At 61.5% G+C, this 20,254-nt stretch carries 15 protein-coding genes; 3 read left to right on the top strand and 12 right to left on the bottom strand.

All coding sequences use genetic code 11. The features are described from left to right. Positions 1-96 precede the first annotated feature (96 nt). Positions 97-1,230: a HEAT repeat domain-containing protein gene (locus J8C01_RS00195; RefSeq protein WP_014098559.1), complete on the bottom strand. Its 1,134-nt coding sequence runs from the start codon at positions 1,228-1,230 to the stop codon at positions 97-99. A gap of 250 nt (positions 1,231-1,480) precedes the next feature. Between J8C01_RS00195 and recA the strand changes: the two genes are divergently transcribed. Continuing rightward, positions 1,481-2,536 carry a recombinase RecA gene (gene recA, locus J8C01_RS00190; protein WP_014098558.1) on the top strand — a complete coding sequence of 352 codons (1,056 nt, stop codon included), beginning with the start codon at positions 1,481-1,483 and terminating at the stop codon, positions 2,534-2,536. Positions 2,537-2,539: 3 nt separating this feature from the next. Here the strand turns inward: recA and J8C01_RS00185 are convergent, their stop codons facing one another. Both J8C01_RS00185 and J8C01_RS00180 read right to left on the bottom strand, forming a co-directional pair. Further along, positions 2,540-3,916 carry an FAD-dependent oxidoreductase gene (locus tag J8C01_RS00185; RefSeq protein ID WP_211431985.1) on the bottom strand — a complete coding sequence of 459 codons (1,377 nt, stop codon included), beginning with the start codon at positions 3,914-3,916 and terminating at the stop codon, positions 2,540-2,542. A 114-nt stretch (positions 3,917-4,030) separates the two neighbouring features. Next, a complete protein-coding gene (locus J8C01_RS00180) occupies positions 4,031-5,473 on the bottom strand; it encodes a sigma-54-dependent transcriptional regulator (protein ID WP_211431984.1) in 1,443 nt (480 codons plus the stop codon). A gap of 290 nt (positions 5,474-5,763) precedes the next feature. Between J8C01_RS00180 and J8C01_RS00175 the strand changes: the two genes are divergently transcribed. Beyond that, positions 5,764-6,354 (top strand): hypothetical protein, encoded by a 591-nt coding sequence (locus J8C01_RS00175; RefSeq protein WP_014098555.1) that lies wholly within the window; start codon positions 5,764-5,766, stop codon positions 6,352-6,354. Between the two features lie 129 nt (positions 6,355-6,483). After that, positions 6,484-9,078, top strand: a complete 2,595-nt coding sequence (locus J8C01_RS00170) for a PP2C family protein-serine/threonine phosphatase (RefSeq protein ID WP_211431983.1) — start codon at positions 6,484-6,486, stop codon at positions 9,076-9,078. 17 nt (positions 9,079-9,095) lie between these two features. On the opposite strand, the gene J8C01_RS00165 is transcribed toward J8C01_RS00170, so the two are convergent. The 9 genes from J8C01_RS00165 to J8C01_RS00125 all read right to left on the bottom strand — a co-directional run bounded on the left by J8C01_RS00165 (position 9,096) and on the right by J8C01_RS00125 (position 20,246). After that, entirely contained in the window at positions 9,096-9,998 is a 903-nt protein-coding gene (locus tag J8C01_RS00165; RefSeq protein WP_211431982.1) for a TIGR01777 family oxidoreductase, read from the bottom strand. A gap of 91 nt (positions 9,999-10,089) precedes the next feature. Continuing rightward, positions 10,090-12,717 carry a PAS domain S-box protein gene (locus tag J8C01_RS00160; RefSeq protein WP_211431981.1) on the bottom strand — a complete coding sequence of 876 codons (2,628 nt, stop codon included), beginning with the start codon at positions 12,715-12,717 and terminating at the stop codon, positions 10,090-10,092. Positions 12,718-12,874: 157 nt separating this feature from the next. Beyond that, entirely contained in the window at positions 12,875-13,657 is a 783-nt protein-coding gene (locus J8C01_RS00155; protein ID WP_211431980.1) for a hypothetical protein, read from the bottom strand. Continuing rightward, positions 13,642-14,982: an RNA-guided endonuclease InsQ/TnpB family protein gene (locus J8C01_RS00150; RefSeq protein WP_211431979.1), complete on the bottom strand. Its 1,341-nt coding sequence runs from the start codon at positions 14,980-14,982 to the stop codon at positions 13,642-13,644. Before J8C01_RS00150 ends, J8C01_RS00155 begins: the two co-directional genes overlap by 16 nt. Further along, entirely contained in the window at positions 14,973-15,623 is a 651-nt protein-coding gene (locus J8C01_RS00145; protein ID WP_211431978.1) for an IS607 family transposase, read from the bottom strand. The genes J8C01_RS00150 and J8C01_RS00145 overlap by 10 nt, the downstream gene beginning before the upstream one ends. A gap of 103 nt (positions 15,624-15,726) precedes the next feature. After that, positions 15,727-16,566, bottom strand: coding sequence for a tetratricopeptide repeat protein (locus J8C01_RS00140; protein ID WP_211431977.1), 840 nt, complete (start codon positions 16,564-16,566; stop codon positions 15,727-15,729). A 47-nt stretch (positions 16,567-16,613) separates the two neighbouring features. Continuing rightward, a complete protein-coding gene (locus J8C01_RS00135) occupies positions 16,614-18,071 on the bottom strand; it encodes a 2-hydroxymuconic semialdehyde dehydrogenase (protein WP_211431976.1) in 1,458 nt (485 codons plus the stop codon). Between the two features lie 28 nt (positions 18,072-18,099). After that, the gene (locus J8C01_RS00130) at positions 18,100-18,798 is read right to left on the bottom strand and encodes an esterase/lipase family protein (protein WP_211431975.1); all 699 of its coding nucleotides are present in this window, start codon (positions 18,796-18,798) and stop codon (positions 18,100-18,102) included. Between the two features lie 26 nt (positions 18,799-18,824). Beyond that, a complete protein-coding gene (locus tag J8C01_RS00125; protein ID WP_014098545.1) occupies positions 18,825-20,246 on the bottom strand; it encodes a glycogen synthase in 1,422 nt (473 codons plus the stop codon). Positions 20,247-20,254: the final 8 nt, after the last annotated feature.

Genomic DNA, 20,254 nt, shown 5'->3' with positions numbered 1-20,254 from the left:
CGGCTTACGACCGCAGCCCGGCAACGCACCAGGCCTTGCTTCCGGGGGTAGGTTAGCCTGAAACCTGTGGTACCCCGACGCACGTAAGCAGCCCGTCTATGCGCCCAGTGCCAGCCGTTGGCGCAGGCTCGGTACCGGCTCCTGCTCGGCGTAGGCTTCCAGCGCCGCCCGTACCGCCGGTTGCCCCAGAAACGGACGAAGCGCCTGAACTGACAACCGGCGGATGTACCCACGGCGGCAGGTCAACCCGCGCAGCACCAGCGGCTCGATAGCCCGTTCATCACCCAATGCCGCCAAAGCCCGCGCCGCGTGCAACGCCAGGTCTTCATCCTCCGCCGCCAGCAGGGGATGCACCAGCTCGCGCGTGTCCCGGCCAAGCCGGCCCAGGGCAATCGCCGTGTAGTGGCGCAATCCCTCGCCAATCTCACTCGCATAAAGGGCTTCGAGCGCCGGCACACTCGCCGTGTCCCCCAGCTCGCCCAGAGCAAAGACGATTTCAGCGCGTGACAGCGCCACCCGCCGTTCCGCCGTCAGAAGCTGCTCCAACGGTTCGCGCACCTCGGCCTCGCCCAGGAGTGCCAGGGCATGCAGGCACATCTCATGCACCTGCTCGTTGAGCTGCCCGAAATCATCACCAATGCGAATATCCCGCAGGGACTTCAACGCCGGAACCGCCTCCGGCAGACCGAGCCGCCCCAGCGCAACAGCGCAGGCAAAACGTACCCCCGGCCGCCAGTCCGTCAGCCAGTGGGTCAAAGGTTCGCAGGCGCGCGCGTCATTCATATCGCCCAGCGTCAAAGCCGCATCCTCACGCAGGAAAGACTGCTGCTCACCAAGCCGCAGATCGCCCAGCGTGGCCACCAGCGGCTCGAAGGCGCGTACGTCGCCGTAGTCCCCCAAGGCAATGGCCAGCGCCCCCCGGATGTGGGGCAACAGCCCGGTGTCCGCCTCCAGCCAAGCCGCCGCTTCATCGGCCGCCTGCTGCCGCTGGGCATCCGGCGCACCTTCGTTACACAGCACCGTCATGAGCCGTTGCGCCCGGTCACGCGCCTCATTTTCCTGAGCCGCCGCCTCCACACCAAAATCGCCCAGCCGGGTTTTGTAGGGACAGGCCGCCACAAACGGACAGTTGACACAGGACAAATACATCGCCAGCGCCGGGCACAACCCACGGGTCTGCTCACTGGGACGCGCCGCCATGGACACAAAGGGATTGCCGGGAGCCGCCATGGGAAGACCTCCTGAAACTCGCGATCACCAACACAACATCTGAAAAACTCAAAAACCTGAACCCGGACCCGCCAGCCACCGGGGCGGAAGCATTAAATCCTTGCAGGCCCCTTGCCCGTACCACCGGACGAGGGACAGACTCACAGCCTGCTCTTTTCAATCTAGTGCCGGGCAGGTAAGGTTCAAAGTCCATTTCTGGTTTTTCCTTCCAAACCTTCCCGACTTTCCTTTTGCAAAGCGAGAGCCACCCATGACGGACACACGACAGGAACGCAACAAAGCCATTGATGCCGCCATCGCCAGCCTCGAAAAGCAGTTTGGCAAGGGTGTCGTGATGCGCCTGGGCGAGCGGCAGGCCATTGAGGTGCCGGCCATTTCCACGACCTGCCTCAGCCTTGATGCGGCCATCGGCATTGGTGGTGTGCCCCGGGGGCGGATCGTTGAAATCTACGGGCCGGAATCCGGCGGCAAAACGACGCTGGCCCTGCACGTTGCCGCCGAAGCCCAGCGCACCGGCGGACAGGTGGCCTTCATTGATGCCGAACATGCGCTCGATCCGGGCTATGCCGCCAAACTCGGCGTGGATATTGAAAACCTCTTTGTCTCGCAACCGGATAATGGTGAGCAGGCGCTGGAAATTGCAGAAGCTCTTGTCCGCTCGGCAGCGTTCGACCTCGTGGTTGTGGACTCTGTGGCAGCACTCGTTCCCAAAGCCGAACTCGATGGCGACATGGGCGATGCCCTGCCGGGCCTTCAGGCACGGCTGATGTCCCAGGCCCTGCGCAAGCTGACCGCCGTCGCCAACCGTACAAACACCTGCCTGATTTTCATCAACCAGATTCGGGAAAAAATCGGCGTGATGTGGGGATCACCGGAAACGACCACCGGCGGCCGGGCGCTCAAGTTCTACGCCTCGGTACGGATTGACATCCGCCGCACGGCCTCGATCAAGGACGGCGAGGAAATCATCGGCAGCCGTACCAAAGCCAAAATTGCCAAAAACAAGCTGGCGCCACCGTTCAAGGAAGTTGAATTCGACATCATCTACGGCAAGGGCATTTGCCGCGAAGGCGACCTGCTGGACCTCGGCGTGGAACACAAACTCATCGAGAAAAGCGGCGCCTGGTTTTCCATCAAAGGCGGCGAACGCCTGGGACAGGGACGCGAAAATGCCAAGCAGGCGCTGGCCGCCAATCCGGCATTGCGCGAACAGCTCGAACGGGAACTGCGCGCCATCCTCATGCCCCACCGCGTTGCGGCAACCGCGCCGGAAGCCACAGCCAAAGCCAAGGGGGCTTCCGAGTAACCTTCACGCTGCGGCTGCCCGGCCAGTCTGCACATAGGCCAGCATGGCTTTGGCGGCCAGCCGCCCGCTGGCCACGGCCCCTTCCATGCTGTCAAAGAAGCGGTGCCCTTGGGTAAAACCGCCAGCCAAAAAGAAGTTGGGCACCGGCGAAGCCTGCGTGGGACGGTATCGCTCCAGTCCGGGCTTGGGGTGATAGACCGACTGGGGAATCCGCACCACAGAGGACTTCACGATGTTGAGGTGCGGCGCGACCGCCGGGTAATACGACTTCATCCGCTCCCACACAGCCGCCACGACTTCGGCATCACTCAGCGCCATCAGTTCGCGCGCTGGCGCCACCACGGCTTCAAGCAGGGTGTTGCCGCTGGCCGGGGCATAGCGCGGCGTCGTCAGACGCATGTCGGCATAAACCGGCGTCAGTCCCGCGCCGCCAAAGAGCAGGTTGTCCCGTTCGGTCAGGCGTCCATCGAGCCAAAGCTGGACGTTCATCACCGGCACGCCGACGAAATGCCGCAGGTGATCGAAGTACGGATACTGCGCCCGCCAGGCGGCCGGAATGAGCCGGTTCATCTGATGTACCGGCAGGGCGCACAGATACGCATCACCCGTGTGCAGCGTCTCATCCACCACGAAACCACGGACGTGCCCGACGGCATCCAGCTCAATCCGCGTGACCTTGCGCCCGGTGTGAATGCGCCCGCCGGCGCGTGTAATCGCCTGAACCAGCGGCTGCACAAGGCACTCTTCCGGCGAACCTTCGAGAAAGGCAACCTGAAAGCCGTCGTCGCGGCGGAGAAACAGGCGAAACACGTTCAGGACGACCTGTGCCGAAAGCTCTTCCGGCGGCAGGAACTTCAGCGCCAGCGTCTGGGGCAGAAGCATCCCACCCAGCAGGTTGTTCCCCAATCCCTGCTGCCGATGCCAGTCGGCATAACTGATTTCATCCTGGGCGTCGGCGTAGCGGCTGTCTCCGAAAAGAACTGGCAGCAGGGCGCGTCCGTAGGCGAGTTTTTCGCCCAGCGAAAACTGACTGGCCGTGACGAGATTCGGCAGCAGGTGGAGCGGAAAGGGCAAACCACGCCAGGAAACGATGTCGTAGGTGACGCCTCCCGGCAGGGTGAAATGGCACACCGGCGCTTTCCACCGGAGATAGCTATCGGCTCCGACGGCGCGCATGAGCTTGAACAACTCTTCGTAGCAGCCGAAAAAGACGTGCAGCCCGGACTCAATCCAGTCGCCGTCCGCATCTTTCCAGGATGAAACCTTCCCGCCCAGCACCGGGCGCGACTCAAAGACTTCAACCTGGCAGCCGGCCTGGGCCATATCGTAGGCGGCCGCGAGACCGGCCAGCCCGCCGCCCGCAATGAGGATTTTTTTCATGTTTCCAGCAGGTGGGGAAATGAGGTGTCCGCGACCGGCGCGGAAACGCGAACCGGCAGGGGGAGCCGGCCGGCCTGTTTTCCCTGCGGGGGGCAGGGCATCCGGGGCGTGAACTTATGGGGCATCCGAGGCGTCGCCTGTACGAAAGGCCCCACTTTCACGGAACATACTCGCCGTATGGCGAATTTTGTGCTTGTCGAGCAGGTGGCGCAGGCTGCGCACCGACATGTGAAGCAGCTCCGCCGCCTTGGTCTGATTGCCCCGCGTCCGCCGCAAAGACTGCAAAATATAGGATTTCTCGATTTCCATCAGGAAGTTTTCGAGATGAATGCCCTGCTCCGGCAGATCGAAGACGGAAGCCGTCCGCGCCGGGTCGTAGCGCAGCACGGTTTCCGGCAGGCGCTCCGGCTGGATTTCGTGGGTTGGCTCCAGGGCCACGGCCCGCTCGATGAGGTTTTCCAGCTCCCGGACGTTCCCCGGAAATGAGTAATTTTCAAGGTACTTGAGTGTCGTTTCGGCAATGGCTGTCACCGGCGGGGTGCGGTTTTGTCCGTACTTTTTGAGGAAGTGCAGCGCCAGCTCGCGGATGTCCTCCCGCCGTTCGCGCAGCGGTGGAACGTTGATGGGAATGACGTTGACCCGGAAGTACAGGTCTTTGCGGAAAGTTCCGGCTTCGACCATCTGGGAAAGATCACGGTTGGTGGCGGCAACGACCCGCACATCCACCGGGATTTCTTCCGTACCGCCCACCCGCCGTATCGAGCGTTCCTGCAGGGCGCGCAACAGCTTGACCTGCATCCCCAGGCTCATTTCGCCGATCTCATCGAGAAACAGCGTGCCGCCGTCAGCGGCCTCGAACAGTCCTTTTTTGTTCGTGGTGGCACCGGTGAAGGCACCCTTCATGTAGCCAAAGAGTTCCGATTCGAGGAGGGTTTCCGTGAACGCGCCGCAGTTGATGGAAACAAAGGGGCGTTCGCTGCGCGGGCTGCAGGCATGGATGCCACGGGCGACGAGTTCCTTGCCGGTGCCGGATTCACCCGTGATGAGTACCGTGCTGTTCGTACCGGCGATGGTCTGGATGAGTCGCAACACTTCCTGCATGGGGCGGCTGCGCCCGATGATGTTCTCCAGCCGCGTGCGATCGCCCAGTTCGCGTTTGAGCAGGGCGACTTCCCGGCGCAGAAGACTTTTTTCCAGCGCGTTTTTGACGATGAGCTTGAGTTCGTCAATGTCGAACGGCTTCTGGATGAAGTCGTCCGCGCCGAGTTTGAAGGCTTCGCGCGCCTGCTCGACCGTGCCATGGGCCGTCATGAGGATAACCACCGTATCGGGTGAGATTTGGCGGCATTCGTGCAGCAGTTCGGTGCCGGACAGACGCGGCATCCTGACATCCGACAGGACAACGTCAAACACCGTTCCCCGCAGAGCTTCCAGGGCCTGTGCCCCATTGGCCGCGACGAAGGTGCGGTAGCCTGCCCGCCGAAACACATGGTCGAGCAGTTCACGCATACTCAACTCATCATCCACGATAAGGATGGACGGCACACGATCAGCCATGACAGTCCCAGCTCATCCCCCTTACTGCATCGGCTCTTGTCCGGCGCGCGCGCCACAGGGTTCACAACTGCTTGGTAAAACCAGCACAGCCCACCCAGGGTTTTCAAAGCAGATGTCGCATGGTAGTGTGTTTGCCAACAGTCGTCCAAGAAAATCTCCGGTTTGTGCATACATACAGGACGACTCGCACTTTTGCGCTCCTTGTCAAGCGCGCCGGTTTACCAACCCAACATCATCGTTCAATGGCACGGCGTGCAGTTGGGAGGCCTAGGGAGGAACCAAGCACAGAAATGATGGATACCAAGCAAGTTCGTCAGTCGTTGCTTCAGGACAGCGCGGTCGTGGACGCCATTCGCCGGCGGGCGCACCAGCTTTCCCTCGAGCGTGGATACAGCACGCCACAGCACATGGCTGAAGACTGGTTTCGCGCCGAAAATGAAGTGCTTGACAGGCTGGTTGAAGAAGAGATCAGACGCCGCCAGAAGATGAACGCCGCCATCAGTGAGGGCGCGATGGCCGAGGAAGCCATACCGGCGGTCGTGCTTCCCCCGTCCCTTGCCAAGGCGTTGAATCCCCCCCGAAGTGAGGTGAAAAAGTCAAGTGCCCGTCGCAAGAAGGCGGCAACGACGGAAGCGGCTGCGCCGGAAACACCAGCACCGGACGCTTCTGCAACGGTAGGGCCTTCCACGGCGGCAAGTCCGGCAGCCGAAGTTGTTCCCCCTGGCTCACCCAAGCGGAAACGCAAATCATCGGCGGGCGTAACTGCCGCAGACCAAGCTCTCCCTCCAGTCACGCTTGACCCGGCACCAGCCGCACCGCCCTCAAAGCCCAAAGCTGCCACGTCTGCCAAGAGCAAGGCCAGCAAGAAGAAGTCCGCCTGAGTGGATACCTCTGGCGACGAATCTCCTTCTCTGAAGGGTGCGGCCGCCGCTCGGCTGAAAAGGCACGGATGAGTTTCACCGGGGCACACCGGGTCTTGGGGTTGTGCGCATTTGTGAAGTCGCTGCTACATGTCTGCTTCGACCAGCCCGTTGCCCTTTCCACCCATTGCGGCGCTTGCCATAGCGGCGCTGGTTGGTCTCTTTCTGGGTCTCCTGCTAACCAGCCAGGCCATCCCGGAACCGGTGCTGCTCAATGGGCTGGACCGTGAGGCCAACACCCGCCTGGCCTATGACTTCTTCAACCGGCAGACGGGACAATCTCTGCCGCGCAGCCTGACGCTCCGCGTGCTCCAGCTTGATCAGGTCACGCTCGCAACCCTTCGCCAGCACCGGCCGGAAGCCAATCTCCAACGCCTGGTCGCCCAGTACCACCTTCCAGTGGTGATTGACTATGTGGTGTGGCTGCGTCCTAATGGAAGCTTGGCAGCCCAGGTGGGGCTTTCCAACAGCGGGGAACTCATCAGCTATCTCAACGGCGACATACCGGTTTCCACGGCCGAACTGCCGGCAGCGGATGTCGCCATTGCACGGGCGCGGGCTTTTCTCGACAGCAGCACCAGCCTCGGACTGTTCTGGCTGGGCCCGCCCCAGGTCGAACATGTTCCCGGCCAGCCGGAGACGGAAGTGCGGTGGCAGCAGCCGCTCCCGGAGTTGCCCGAACTGACGCGCGTGGTGCTCGTCCGGCTGCGCGGTGAAACCGTGTGGTATTTTCAACACCGGCTTCAGCCCACCACAAGCGGCTGGGCCCGCCCCTTCGATTCAAAAATCATCTATCTCCTCCTTGGGCTGCCGATCCAGACGATTCTGCTCATCACTGCTGCCGTCTATCTGCTGAAAACCTCCCGCCGCCACGTCATTCTCTGGCGTGTCCCGACCGTGGCAGCAGTGGTAGTGGGAATTGCCTGGTTCTTTGTTCTCGCTCCGTCACTGCCGTATTCCATCGGCCCGGCCCTGTTTGAAAACCCGGTCGCCGATAGTGCCCCGGACCGGCTGGCCAGGGTGCAAAGCACGCAGTTTGTCCTTGGGACGTTAGGCGGTTATGTCATCTCCAGCCTGGCGACACTTCTCTTGGGCATGGCTGTGGTCTGGGTAGTGTGCGCTGCACTGCTGCACATTGAGTACGACACCCAGCGCCCGCGTACGGAAGTCTTCCGGGCCATCCTGCTCCTGCGCCGCGTGCCATACACGACGAGTCTCCAGCGCGGACTTATCGGCGGCGGGGTAGGCTGGTTTTTGTTGGGACTGACGGGTCTCGTGCACTGGTTGTTGGCTGACCTGTTTCCGGTTGCCGGAAACGTCAACGACAATCTTCGGCTGCTGCTCGATGCCTGGTCGCCAGGCCTGCTGATGGTGGGGACGCTGGTGGGCAATACCTTTGATCTGGGGCTGGTCATGGTGGCTTTTGCCTGGGTCGTACTTGTGGACTGGCTGCGCCGGCCACGTTGGTTGTCCCTGGGCATTATCGCCCTTCTGGGCAGCGTAGGGTGGCGCGACTCGCTGACCCCCGTCCTGCCATCGGCGCTGGAGCAGCCCTGGCTTTTCCTGCACCAGGCCGTATTGGCGCTCGTTCTGGTGGCGACGCTTGAGCGGTTTGGCCTGTGGGCGACACTCTGCGCCGTGTGGGTGTATCAGGCAACGAGCCTGGCGATTGTTGCGGCCACACTGCCCATGCTTGGCCTCTCGCCCTGGGTTCCCACCCTGCTGGTGGGACTGCCCTTTGCGGCCACCGCCCTCGCTTGGCGTCCACCTGAAAGTGAGCGCGACCGACAACCCATCCCACTTGACCACTTCCTTGAGGAGCAGCGGCACGCGCGGCAGCTTGCCCTGGCGACCCAGATTCAAATGTCATTTCTTCCACCCGAACCCCCTCGGCTCGACGGCTGGGACATTGCCGCCCTGAGCGTGCCGGCACGGGAAGTCGGTGGTGACTTCTATGATTTCTTCCTCGGGCCGGATGGCAAGCTGGGTATCTTTGCCGGCGATGTATCCGGCAAAAGTGTCTCCGGTGCCGTGTTTACCGCCGTGGCGCTTACCGCCTTTCGGAGCGAGGCGGAAGAAAACGAACTGGGCTGCGCCGCCATGCTCACCCGGCTCAACGAGCTGCTCTACCCGGACATGAAGCGCGTCCGCATGTTTGTAGCGGCAGTTTATGCGCAGCTCGATCTGGCCACCGGCAGCTTCACGGTCGCCAACGCCGGCTTTCCCGTAGTGGGGCGCTGGCACTATGCCAGCCGCGAGCGTCCTTACGTCGAATTACTTGACGTTCGTGGACTCCCCTTGGGGAGCCTGCGCCGGGCAACCTACGATGAATACCAGGGTGGGCAGCTCTACATCGAAGGGCAGGAGTTTCTTGTGCTCGCCAGCGATGGGATCATCGAAGCCCTGAACGAATACGGGTCTCCCTATGGCTACGAGGCGCTGCGGGATTTGATTGACGACTTCATGGAGCAGAAGGCTGACCAGCAGAGCGCCCACGACCTGTGCACAGCTATCATCTCGGATGTCCGGCGGCACATGGGCGAAGCCGAACAGGCAGACGACATGACAGTGGTCGTCGTCCGTCGGGGCAATCCCCACGCACAGCAGTCACGGCCGGCGACCACCCAGCGGACTGCCGCACAACGGACAGCACGAGAAACAGCCAAAACCCGCTTGACCGGGTAGTAGTCGGCCAAATCCAGTCAGGTCGTCAGGTCACGCAGGGCGGCTTCCAGCTCTGGAAAACGAAAGGTGTAGCCCTGTTGCAGGGCAGCTTTGGGCAGAACACGCTGCCCATCGAGTATCACCTGAGCCGATTCGCCAAGGACGAGATTGAGTGCAAAGGACGGCGCTGGCAGAAAGGCCGGACGGTTCAAAACCTTTCCAAGCGTTGAAGCAAAGTCCTTCATCCGCACCGGATTCGGCGCCACAGCATTGACGGGACCCCGCACCTGCCCGGACGCCAGCGCCCACAGGATGAGGCCGACCACATCGGCAATGTGAATCCAGGAAAACCACTGGTTGCCGCTACCCAACGGCCCACCCAACCCCCATTTGAAGATGGGCAACATCCGCTCCAGCGCGCCGCCGTTGCGCCCCAGAACGACCCCGATCCGCAGCAGCACCGTACGGACACCGTGAACCTCGGCGACCTTGGCTGCATCTTCCCACTCCTGGCAGAGCTTCCCCAGAAAGTCGTCGGCCGGGCGGCTGGTTTCATCGAGTTCGGTTTCCTCATTTTTGGGATACAGCCCGATGGCCGAAGCTGACACAAGAACCGACGGCTTTTGCTTGGCCTGGGCAATGGCTGTAACCAGATTCTGGGTTGTTACCACGCGGCTGTCGCGCAGCGCTTGTTTCTGCTCCGGCGTCCACCGCTTCCCGATGATGGGTTCTCCGGCCAGATTGATGAGGCCAAAAGCGCCATCCACTTCCCGTTGCCAGTCATCCACCGTCACCGGGTCCCCGAGCACCCAGCGGACGCCACTCGATGTATCACGCACCTTTCGTGACAAAGCCGCAATGTCATACCCTTCCAGCTTGAGCGCCGGCAACAGCGCCTGTCCGACAAAACCACTTGCTCCGGTAATGAAAAGCTTTCTCATGGCTGCTTTCTGTCAGGCAAAGTCCACAGGATGTTTGATTTAGCAAACCACATCCGCCCGCCGACCGAAAGCCGATCTGCCCTGTGTCCGGTCAGGCATCATTTTCGTGCAGAGCTTCCAGGGTGACGATGGCCACACAGCCTCCCGTGGGCGGCGACTGAAGCTCGACGGTTCCCCGCATTTTGGAAAGCAACTTCCGGGCAATGACCAACCCAAGTCCCGTTCCCTGGGGCTTGGTGGTGTAAAACGGTTTGAAGATGTGGTCGCGGTGTTTTGGCGCGATGCCCGGCCCGTTGTCGCGTACTTCAATGACGATCAGCCGACGATGGCACCGGGCCGTCAGGATAACCTGCGGCTCCGGCACTGATGACAAGGCATCCACAGCGTTCGAGATGAGGTTCATCAGGGCTTGATGCAGCGCCCGCGCATCGAAGTTGACCCATCCCAGGTCGGAGGCGAGGCAGGGTTGAAAATCCACTCCCTGCGCGGCCAGGTCATCCTTGACAAGGGCGCAGAAGCGCTCCAGAAAAGGCAGCAGCGGCTGGGCTTGGAGTTCGGGCGTTTCGTACAGGCTGAAAGAGCGCAGGGCGCGCAGCAGATATTCCACGCGCCCGATTTCTGACAGGCATCGCTCGACATAGGTAGTGACAGCCTCGGAAGACAGCGGTTGTGCCTGCCGCAGAACGGTGAGTGCCGTTTTGATGGAGTTGATGGGATTACCCATCTCGTGGCGGATGGCAGAAAAAATGTGGCTCGCGTTCTCCATTACGTTCACGGCTTCAGCGATGGCTTCGTAGCGGAGTTGCTCGGTGACGTCCCGACACACCACGACCACGTTCTGCAACTGCCCTTGGGCATCGCGCACCGGTGAAATGGTCGCCTGCTGCGGATAGGTACTCCCGTCGCGGCGGCGTGCCAGGTAGCGCCCGCACCAGCCCTTTCCACGGACAAGATGGCGCAGGATGTCCCGGCGAACGGCCGGGTCAACCGGTCCAAAGCCCAACCGGTTGAATGAATGACCGATGGCCTCCCAGCTCCGCATTCCGGTGAGCTGCTCGAAAGCCGGATTGCAGAACTGGACCCGGCCGTGCCGGTCGAAGGTCACGACCGCCTCTCCGACCTGCTCGATGGCCCGGATCAGCTTGCCCCGTTCCAGTTCGCTGCGCCGCTGGGAAGTGATGTCCGTGATGATATGCACCCAACCGGTTCCAATCCCGCGCTCCTGGTTAATCCAGTAGCTATTCATCCGAAACCAGCGGTCGCTGGTGGGAAACTGGAACGCTGCCGGATGTTGGACGCAGGTCGCCAATGACCCTTCCGTTGCCCCCCAGAACAGTGCGGCTGAGGATTGTCCAATGATGGTCGAGTGAGGACGGTTGAGAAACTCCGCCACAGCACGGTTGCAGCGCCGAATCCGCCCCGCTCTGTCTTCGAGCAGAATCATGTCTGAAAGGGCATTCACAGCCACGACCCATTCTTCATTGAGGCGCTGGAGCCTTTCTTCGAGCTTCTGGTGACGTGTGCGGTCTTCAACCAAGGCAAGCCATTCATCCCTGCCAAGGACAGGCATCAGGGAAAGGATGACCGGGAAGAAACACCCATCAGCTTTTCTGAGAACCACGCTCTGCGTGAGCACGACTGGCTCACCAGCCGTGCTGGAAAGCGGCCGTTGGGACAAAAACCGGCGCAGGGCCGGCCCATACCCCTCCCAACTCAGGCGGCTCACATAGCGTCGCCCGGAAGTCCCCAGACAGCGGGATGGCCGTTCGCCGAGCAGGTCTGCCAGGTGCCGGTTGACAAAGATGATCTGTCCACGGCGGTTCAACCGGGCGAGTCCCAGAGGCAAAGCATCCAGAATGTCGGATGTCTCCGGCTCTTGTTCAGAGGGGCCACGGCCCTGTGATGGCACAGCCGTCAGGGAGTCCGGCAGGTCGCTGGGAGCTTCCAAAGTTTTTTCGGAAGGCTTGCGCCCGGTGATGTTGCGCAGAATGAGAACGTAGCGCCGATGCGTGCCGAGGTAAAAATCGCTGCTGGTCAGTTCAACCAAGGCTGTCCTGCCATCCCGGTTTCTGACTTTGGCTTCGATGACCTTCCCGGTCTGGGTGATGTGTGGCAGGAGGGTATCCAGGGATTCTTCGGTATCGAGAAGCTCCCCGATCACTTTCCCAACCACACCGGCTCCCAGCAGCACCTCGGCTTTCGGGTTGAGTTCCAGAACGTGCAAAGCCGCGTCCAGCACGAGAATGGCATCATTGGCATACTGCACGATCGAACGCAGTTTGTTTTCGGTTTCCCGAAGTTGCCGCGCAATGTGGTGGCTGTGGAGAAGGTAGCTCACCTTGTGCCTGAGCACCTCCGGCTGCACGGGTTTGGGAATGTAGTCCGTGGCTCCGGCAGCGTAAGCAGCCGCCACGGTGCCATCGTCAGACAGCCCTGTGAGCATCAAAATGGGCACCTGTCGGTAAGAGTCAAGCTGGCGCAAATGGCGGCAGAGCGTAATGCCATCCATCCCCGGCATGGCGACATCGAGCAGCACCAGGTCCGGCTGAAGGGCCGGGGACTGCTCCAGGGCCGTGAGGCCGTCGCGGTGCGCCACAACCCGGAAACCTTCTTTTTCCATCAGGATGGTCAACAACCGCCGCACCGTGTCGTCATCATCCACGATGTGGATGAGCGGTGCTGATGGCTCACGCAGTGCAGTTTTCGCTGGTTGGGACACGGCCGTAATTTTCCAAAACAGCGTCCGGCTTTGGTCAGCTCAGGTGAACAGGGCACCCTCCCGGTGCCCCCCACTCTACTTCCCCCCTAGCCATCTGACCGGAGACAACCAGACGGCACAGGCGTTTGCATATCACTCCTAAGCACCCACGGGTAGGTCAGGAGCGGCGTATTGGCGGGTGTGCCGGGTGGCGGCGCTGTGGCTTGACGATTCTGGGGGCTTCCCCTTTGTACCGCAACAGCACCACCGTCTGGGGCGATTTGTCCTGCAAGGTGATGACACTGAGCAGCTTGTCCGTGCCGTTCGTCCAATCCGCCGTCGAAAACTCCACACCCTGCGACCAACTGCTCCGTTCAAGTCCAAAACCCCGGTACTGTTCCTTGAGTTGCTGGTTGTAAAACGCATACACCTGCTCCTGACTCTGATCGCTGGCCAGAATGAGGGTGCCGGAGGTTTTCCTGGCATCCACAGCTTTGGCCAAAAGCCTGGCTCCGGGATAAATAATCACCCATGGGGGCAGCTTACCTGATTGCCCGGACACGTCATCTGAAGCAGGCATTCCGACCGACCCAGCCTCAACCAATGGGCCAAACTCGATGGACCGCAAGGTCCGATGCTGGCGGTGAACGAAGTGAATCGCCTTGAGGTATTCCCGGGTGAAAAGAAACCTGTCATCACTATCCAGTTCACACTCGAAGTGTGTGGGCTGAAAGTCGAGGTCGGCCAGGTCCCCAATCTCACTCATCGGATGACGATAGGCCGACTCGAAATCGGTGCTTCGGGTGTACGAAACATAGATGAAGGTTTTTCCTGCCAACGCCGGTGCCACCCTGGCCGGCAACGCCCCAGCCGGTGAGGCCGCAGCGGAGACCATGGCCACCCGAACGGTCTCATTGGCCGTTCCGGTCAGCCACAGTTCTGCTATCAAGAATGTGCGCAAAAGTGCGCACGGTTCTCTTCCTGCCCCGACGTGTCCTGTTGACCACCGTCGTATCTGACAGGCGTGACTTTCCCGACTACGGCGGGGACGGTCCCCGCCGCAGCGCCGCCATTGCTGGACGGACTCGCCACGGGTAGGGCAGTTTCGGTTGCCAGCCGTTTCAGGTTCAGCGCCGCATTGAGGTCACGGTCATGGTGCGCACCACATTGAGCACACACCCATGTTCGATCTCTCAATGTCAGCGCCTCGTTCTTCCAGCCACAGATGGAGCACAGTCGGCTGCCTGGATACCAGCGATCAGCGATGGTAAGCTGAGTACCGTAGCGCCGGGCCTTGTATTCCAACTGCGAGCGCAACATCCCAAAACCCACGTCAGAGATGGCGCGGGCGAGTTTCTCGTTCTGCAGCATCCCTTTGACGTTTAAATCCTCGATCACTAACGCTTGGTTTTCGCGGCAGAGTCGAGTCGTGAGCTTGTGGGTGAAATCCGCTCGGATATTGGCCATGCGGGCATAGAGCCTTGCCAATATCGCAGCGGACTTCTGCCGGTTGTTCGATACCGGCAGGCGCGTTCCTTCAGGCAGGCGGGCATGGCGTTCAAATCCGGCTGCCTTCCTGGCGGCTTCCAGCTTGCGGCTGAGACGTCGGCTACGGATTTCCAGACGGCGCAGCGCTGCTTTGAGCGGCTTTGGCGCCTCGATGACTTCACCGCTGGAGATCGTTGCGGCAGCCTTGATGCCCAGGTCGATGCCGTTGACCTCGTGCGACGTGCGACGCCGATAAAATTGCGCATCAGGCACCTCGACCTGTATTGCCACAAACCAACGATCCGCGGTGCGAGAAACCGTTGCGCCCAAAATCCTGCCCGCGAAGCGCAGTTCCTCGGTCATGGCGACTTCGCCGATCCTGGGTAGGCGGATCGTCTTACCGACCAGACGGAACTTGTCGTTGGCTACGTAAAAGCTGTCGCGGCAACGGCCCTTTTTCTTGAGCCGTGGCTCGTGCGCTTCTTTGCCCTCCTTGAGGTCGGCGAAGAACCGTTCCCAGGCTTTGGCGGGATTCCTGAACGGCTGGGCGTGGGCATCCCGGTGAATGTCTTGCAACCAAGGCCGACCGTTCTCATCGAGCCACTGCGGGTCGGTGTACTTGATGGCGTTGAACTGTTTTTTGAGCGCCATGGCGTTTGGCCTGCCGCCTGCTGCGTATTGCCTGTTCCACTCATTGAGCGCCCAGTTCCAAACACGCCGCGCCGTGCCGCAGGCGCGCTTGAAGCAGTCCACCTGCTCAGGAGTCGGACAAAGAGCGATCTTGTGGGTCAGTTGCATTGTTGGGCCTTTTTGACGTCATTTACATCCTGTTTCAGCGCTTCATTCAACTTCTTTCGATAGTTCCTCAAACCGTACAGCCGGGACGAAAAACAGCGCACGATGGTCATCAAGTCTTGCACCATTTCCTGTTCGGGAGACAGCCGTTCCTGGTTGAGGACCAGCACTTCGCAGCCATGGGTTTGGGCGTCATGTTCGAACCACTCAAAGCCGAAACGGGTGAGGCGGTCCCGGTGAGCGAGGATCAGCATCCTGACTTCCCGTCGCCCGATCTCGTCCATAAGGGCCAGAAACCGCTTGCGCCTGAAGTCCAGCCCGCCGCCCACTTCCCCGATAAACCCGACCCCCGCCAATACCTTCGCCACCACGAACTCTTCCAGCACTTTGCGCTGATTCGCCAGGTCCGGCTTCTGCGCCGCACTCGATACCCGACAGTAGGCGACAAGCTTTGTTGGCGCATGGTTGGCCTGCCGCAAACCGATGAACTCACGGATCTGCGTCTCAGTGTAGAGGCGGCGGTTGCTGTCCGTTCGGGCCACCGGAATCAGCCTTCCTTCGCGTTCCCAACGCTGCAACGTCTTGACCGAGACACCAAGGAGTTTTGCCGCCTTGCCTGTGCTTATAGTGCTTTCCAAGAGCATTATTATACACTATCGCGTACTATACGGCAAGCTAGAGTCCGGCCCCACCATCTGACTGTGACCAGACGCCCAACCCAACGGCAGCCGGAACCGGTCCAGCAAACTAACTCCGGCTGTCAGGCTCAAGAATCGAACGCGCCCGTGCAAAACAGGCTTCGGCTTGCAGGCGGCGCCCCTGCCGGTCGTGGAGCACGCCAAGATTCTTGAGTGTTTCGGCGACCTTCGGGTGGTTTTCCCCCAGACGGCGCTCGAAGATGTCCAGCGCCCGTTCCAGCAGCGCCTGGGCTTCGTCGTACTTGCCGCGTAAATCACAGGAGACAGCCAGGTTGTTGAGCGTAACCGCCACGGAGAGATCGTCGGGCCCATGCGCGTGCTCACGAATGGCCAGCGCCCGCCGCAGGGCGGCTTCCGCCTGGGCGTAGTCGCCATCCTGGTCGCACATCCGCGCCATTTCGCTGAGCAGGGGCGCAATGTGCAGCGTGTCGTGGCCATGAAGCGCTTCCAGAAAAGCAATGGCGCGGTCATAAAGCTGGACGGCCTCGGCGATGCGGTCTTCGTCAGCCAGCATCTGCGCCAGGTTGGTGAGGCTGGTGACGAAGCCGCCGTACTGAATTTCGAGTGCCTTGGCGTCGGCTTCGATGGCCCGGCGATAAATGGCCTCGGCCTGCGCCGTTTCCCCCAGCATATCGAAGGTCATCGCCAGGTTGTTGAGACAGGTGGCAAAGCGCGGGTCGGTTTCACCGAAGCGACGCGCCTCGCGTACGGCGTCAGAAAAAAGAAACCGCGCTTTTTCGTAATCGCCTGCCTCAAAGGCTTTTACCCCAGCCTTCCAAAAGCGTTTCCACTCGTTGCGGCGGCGCGCATGAGTCCGGGCAAACGCCTCACGCTGAACATCGGTTTTGGGTTCGACTGGACAAGACGCAGCCTGTGCCCTTTCACTCACCGTTTCACGACCTCCTGTTGGCACTTGCGGCGCACAACGCCGGACATTCAGAGCTTGACGCAGACATTTTTGATTTCCGAGTAGAATTCGAGCGAGTGGCGGCCGCCCTCACGTCCGATGCCGCTCAGTTTCATGCCCCCGAAAGGCGTCCGCAGGTCGCGCAAAAACCAGCTATTGATCCACACCACACCTACGTCGAGCGCGTGCGCCACCCGGTGGGCGCGCGCCAGGTCGCGCGTCCAGAGCGCCGCGCACAGGCCGTAGTCACCGGCGTTGGCCAGCGCTACCGCTTCTTCCTCCGTATCGAAAGGCGCGACATGGCAGACGGGGCCAAAAATTTCCTCGACAATGCAGGGAGTGTCTTCCGGCAGGCCCGTCCAGACCGTTGGTTCGACGAAGTAACCCTGATCGTATGGCGCTGGAAGCGCCGGACAGCCGCCCCCGGCGTGGATTTCAGCCCCGGCCGCCCGCGCCGCCGCATAATAGCCAAGCACCTTTTCCCGGTGCGCTGCTGAAATCAACGGGCCCAGCGTCGTGGTCTCGTCTTCAGGCGGCCCGGGCCGAAGCTGTCGGGCGGCCAGCGCCAGGGCTTCAACAAAACGCTCAAACACCGGACGCTCGACATACACCCGCTCCGAACAGAGACACACCTGCCCGCCGTTGAGAAAACTCGACCGCGCCACGCCGGCCACGGCGCGGTCAAAATCGGCATCGGCAAAGACGATGGCGGCATTTTTCCCGCCCAACTCGAACGAAAGGCGCTTCGTCCGGGCGGCTGCCGTCCGCATGATGGCCTGTCCGGTACGGGTTTCACCGGTGAAGGTAATGGCAGCGACATCCGGGTGCGCCACCAGCCATTCCCCGACGCTTCCCGGGCCAAAGCCATGGACGACGTTATAGACGCCCGGCGGCACACCGGCCGCCGTCATGACCTCGCCCAGCAGCGTCGCCGTCGCCGGTGTTTCCTCCGAGGGCTTGACGACCACCGTATTGCCCATCACCAGGGCCGGTGCGATTTTCCACGTCAGCAGCAGCAGGGGCAGATTCCACGGACAAATGACGCCCACCACGCCCAATGGCCGCCGCAGGCCGTAGTTGAGCGCCCCGGCGCCGTCGTCCGTCGCCGTTTCAAAGCATTCCGTGGCCAACCCGGCGGCCAGATCGGCAAAGATGCGGAAGTTTGCCGCTCCACGCGGGATGTCCAGGGTACGCGCCAGCGCACAGGGCTTGCCGGTATCGGCGACCTCAGCCTGCAAAAACTCCGCGCTGCGCGCTTCGATCCCCTCGGCAACGCGCCGCAGCAACCGCGCCCGCTCGGCGACCGGAAAACGCCGCCAGGCAGAAAGAGCCTGTTTGGCGGCCGTAACGGCGGCATCGCAATCGTCCGGTGTTGCCAGTGCCACCTCTGCCGTCACCGCGCCGGTTGCCGGATGATAATCAGGAAAGCACTCCCGCCGGCCTCCCGGACGAAACTCCCCGGCAATGAAGAGCTGCCACTTGTTCATAAGCTATGATTTCCCTTGCATGCCGGACTTACTCCAGATGCCGGACCCACCGGGCGAGCACGGCGTCATACCAGTCCGCATCGGCCCGGTTGGGCACGTGCTGGATGCCTTCGCAGACGTAGTTCGTCGCCCCGTCCAACTGTCCACTTTCGACCGGGACGACGCCATCGCCCCACACCGTGCCATCGCCGCACACCAGCCGGTAGCTCTGATAGGCTGCCATTTCGGCCAGCGTACCGGGAAAAGCTCCGCGAATGGCGCGGCCGATGACGGCCACATACTGCACTGTCCGGTAGAACGCGCCCGGATAGCAACTGTTGACGAAATCCATGGTGCGGCGCGTCCAGGAAAGCAGACTGGTGTGCGGACAGCCCAGGGTGATGAGCGTAGCCGTCCGCCGGTGGCCGCGGTAGGCAATGCCATCGTAGTTCTCATCGCCCAGATACAGACGCGCCACGATGCCGCCGGCACTGTGGGTGACAAAGTTGAGCCGCCCGGCCGCATGTTCGCGGCAGGCTTTTTCAACCGTGGTTTGCGTCAGTTCCAGAAGGGAGCGGTAACTGCCCGTTACCGAGGCATAGAGCCAACTGGCCTGGGTCAGGGGCACAATGGCGACCGGGACGCGGCAGGCCGTTTCCAATGTCGTGGCCAGCGGCTGGTAGGCCGTCCAGTCCACGAGAAACCCGCCAATGATGACAATGGGATGCCGACACGCCACATGCACCACCCTGGCTTACACACTCACAGGCACACTCACAGGGCGCAGACGCGCTCATAGACGGCGCGGTACTTCCGCGCTGCCCGGGCCCAGGAAAAATCCGCCCGCATGCCGTTCTGCTGAAGCATGCGCCACACGTGCGGCTGACGATACAGCAGCAGTCCTTCGTAGATTTTCTCCATCAGGCGGTTGGCATGGTAGGCCCGGAACTTCAACCCGTTGCCTGTGCCGGTTATCCGGTCGAAGTCCTGAATGGTGTCATCCAGCCCGCCGGTGGCCCGTACAATCGGCACGGTGCCATACTTGAGGCTGTAAATCTGATTCAGCCCGCAGGGTTCATAGGCTGAGGGCATAAGAAACATATCGCCCCCGGCTTCCATCTGGTGCGCCAGTGGCTCATTCAGCCCAAAGTAAACGGCCACGCGCCGGGGAGCGGTGTCACGCAGGTGTTGAAAGAAGACCTCGTAGCGCGGATCGCCCGAACCGAGCAGCAGAAAGTAGGCCCCGCTGTGCAGAATGCGCCACGCGACATCCCGTACCAGGTCCAGTCCTTTCTGGTCGCTCAACCGGGAGACGATGACAATGGCCGGACGGTCCAGCTCGACCGGCATGCCGAAGCGCGCCAGCAGGTCGGCTTTGCACAGGCGTTTTCCGCCAAGGTCTTCTGGTGTGTAGTTGGCAGCGATGTGTGGGTCAGTAGCTGGATTCCATTCGTCGTAATCCACGCCATTGAGGATGCCCACCAGATCGTGTCGCCGCAGCCGCAGCAGACCGTCCATGCGGAAGCCGTACTCTGGTGTCTGGATTTCCTGGGCATACCGCTCGCTGACGGTCGTCAGGGCGTCCGAAGCCAAAATGGCGCCCTTGAGCATGCTTCCGGCGCCACTGAACTCCAGCCCGTCGGGCCCCTGGCGCAAATCGCCGGGCAGGCCAAAGTAGGCCAAGTCGTTCAAATCAAAAAAGCCCTGAAACGCCAGGTTGTGGATGCTGGTGATGGTTGCCGTCCGGGCAAAAAACGGATCGCCACGCAGGGTCGTACGCAGATAGACCGGAATCAGCCCCGTCATCCAGTCGTTGCCGTGGATGACATCCGGCGGCTTGCCAAACCAGCGCGTCAACTCGATGACGGCCCGGCTGAAAAAGGCAAAGCGCCGGGGGTCATCCGGCTCGCCGTACAACTTGCGTCCGCGATGAAAATACGCCGGGGCGTCAATCAGAAATATCTCCACTCCGTGCCGGCGCTCCCGGAACACGTGGGCGGTTTGCACCCCGAAACCAAAGGGCACCGGCAGGTCGCCGACATACTCGCCAGCCGTGATGAAACCATAGCGCGGCGTCACCACGCGCACGGTCAGACCCGTTGCGGCCAGAGCCTTGGGCAGGGCGGCGGCTACATCGGCCAGGCCGCCGGTTTTCGAGTGCGGCGCAAGCTCAGAAACAGCAAAGACAATGTCCATGGATGAAT

The sequence above is a fragment of the Chloracidobacterium sp. D genome, assembly GCF_018304685.1.
GTDB lineage: Bacteria > Acidobacteriota > Blastocatellia > Chloracidobacteriales > Chloracidobacteriaceae > Chloracidobacterium > Chloracidobacterium thermophilum.
The sequence above is the reverse complement of the archived record's forward strand: the minus strand, read 5'-3'. Positions and strand labels throughout refer to the sequence as shown.